An 872-nucleotide genomic window follows, 5' to 3' on the forward strand; every position below is an offset into this window, starting at 1 on the left:
AGAACCCCTCATGTCCACACCCGCATCACTTCCGTATGCCTTCGTCGCCAAGATCGTCGCGGCCGATGGACAGCACGACGCGGTCGCCGATCTGCTCGCCGGCGCTGTCTCACTCGCCAACGAAGAAGTAGGAACGATTGTCTGGTTCGCGGTCAGGACCCACGCCGACACCTTCTGGATCTTCGATGCATTCCCCGACGAGGCCGCTCGCGACGCCCACGCCAACGGCGCCATCGTCGCAGCCCTGATGGCCAACCAGCACCTCCTCGGCGCAGCACCCGAGATCCTGGCGGCCGACGTCCTCGCGTCCAAGCTCCCGTAGTCCGCCAACGCACGAGACGATCGCGCCCCGCCGAGCCGTCGCCAGGTCGCGACGCAACGCCACGCTGCGTTGCCGAGCGGTACGAGGCCTATCGGCACACGGACAGGATGCCGGCCGCGAGCGCTCAGCCGGCGAGGGGTCCGTCGCAGAGGAGAGCGACGTCGGTGTCGGGCAGAGCCGTGAGGCCAGCGCCGGTGGGAAGGGTCGAGTCGACGCAATAGTGGTGCAGAACAACGCGGGAGCGACCACCACCTACAGCTACGCCATCCATCTGGTCCCCGCCGGTGAGCCAATCGACGCCCCTGCGATCGCCACACTCAGAGGAGCCCAGCGCAGCCGGACCGACTACGGGGTCAACCTCGAATGGACCGACGCTCGCACTGTTGTCGTCAGTTACTGGAAAGCCGACTCGATCCACCCCGACAACACCCAGCTCAGGCACACCCACCTGGCCGGAATGAACCTGCGTGTGGTCCTGGAACCCGCACCGCCCGATCACCACGCCCTGCCAGGACCAATGACACCGCACCGCTGACCAAAAGTGGCGAAG

General features: G+C 66.6%; 2 protein-coding genes. Both read left to right on the top strand.

What is annotated here, in order from left to right:
- Positions 1-10 precede the first annotated feature (10 nt).
- Positions 11-322, top strand: a complete 312-nt coding sequence (locus GOACH_RS23025) for a putative quinol monooxygenase (protein WP_005180837.1) — start codon at positions 11-13, stop codon at positions 320-322.
- Between the two features lie 223 nt (positions 323-545).
- Positions 546-857 (top strand): hypothetical protein, encoded by a 312-nt coding sequence (locus GOACH_RS23030; RefSeq protein ID WP_157227959.1) that lies wholly within the window; start codon positions 546-548, stop codon positions 855-857.
- Positions 858-872 lie beyond the last annotated feature (15 nt).

Source organism: Gordonia aichiensis NBRC 108223, assembly GCF_000332975.1.
In the GTDB taxonomy this organism is placed as follows: Bacteria; Actinomycetota; Actinomycetes; order Mycobacteriales; family Mycobacteriaceae; genus Gordonia; species Gordonia aichiensis.

What these genes read in the sequence shown, in the direction of transcription:
- GOACH_RS23025 (WP_005180837.1), top strand. Translation starts at nt 11, where the DNA reads ATGTCCACACCCGCATCACTTCCGTATGCCTTCGTCGCCAAGATCGTC.